The 1,090-nt window shown below is 55.6% G+C and carries 1 rRNA gene; it reads left to right on the top strand.

Annotation, left to right across the window (positions count from 1 at the left end):
- A 23S ribosomal RNA gene (locus ABT300_RS44335) occupies positions 1-1,090 on the top strand; the annotation flags it as partial.

The raw sequence follows: 1,090 nt of genomic DNA, 5'->3' as shown, positions 1-1,090 counted from the left end.
AGTCTGAGACCTGATGCCGAGCCGATTGTGGCGAAGTGGATGATCCTATGCTGTCGAGAAAAGCCTCTAGCGAGTTTCATGGCGGCCCGTACCCTAAACCGACTCAGGTGGTCAGGTAGAGAATACCGAGGCGTTCGGGTGAACTATGGTTAAGGAACTCGGCAAAATGCCCCCGTAACTTCGGGAGAAGGGGGGCCACGCTTGGTGAGAGGACTTGCTCCTCGAGCTGGGGGTGGCCGCAGAGACCAGCGAGAAGCGACTGTTTACTAAAAACACAGGTCCGTGCGAAGCCGTAAGGCGATGTATACGGACTGACGCCTGCCCGGTGCTGGAACGTTAAGGGGACCGGTTAGTCAGAATTCGTTCTGGCGAAGCTGAGAACTTAAGCGCCAGTAAACGGCGGTGGTAACTATAACCATCCTAAGGTAGCGAAATTCCTTGTCGGGTAAGTTCCGACCTGCACGAATGGCGTAACGACTTCTCGACTGTCTCAACCATAGGCCCGGTGAAATTGCACTACGAGTAAAGATGCTCGTTTCGCGCAGCAGGACGGAAAGACCCCGGGACCTTTACTACAGTTTGATATTGGTGTTCGGTTCGGCTTGTGTAGGATAGCTGGGAGACTGTGAAAGCCATACGCCAGTATGGTGGGAGTCGTCGTTGAAATACCAGTCTGGTCGTGCTGGATGTCTAACCTGGGTCCGTGATCCGGATCAGGGACAGTGTCTGATGGGTAGTTTAACTGGGGCGGTTGCCTCCTAAAGAGTAACGGAGGCGCCCAAAGGTTCCCTCAGCCTGGTTGGCAATCAGGTGTTGAGTGTAAGTGCACAAGGGAGCTTGACTGTGAGACCGACGGGTCGAGCAGGGACGAAAGTCGGGACTAGTGATCCGGCGGTGGCTTGTGGAAGCGCCGTCGCTCAACGGATAAAAGGTACCCCGGGGATAACAGGCTGATCTTCCCCAAGAGTCCATATCGACGGGATGGTTTGGCACCTCGATGTCGGCTCGTCGCATCCTGGGGCTGGAGTCGGTCCCAAGGGTTGGGCTGTTCGCCCATTAAAGCGGTACGCGAGCTGGGTTTAGAACGTCG

The organism is Streptomyces sp. NPDC001027 (assembly GCF_040299045.1).
In the GTDB taxonomy this organism is placed as follows: Bacteria; Actinomycetota; Actinomycetes; order Streptomycetales; family Streptomycetaceae; genus Streptomyces.
Note: the sequence above shows the minus strand (reverse complement) of the source record. Positions and strands in the feature narration are given on the sequence as shown.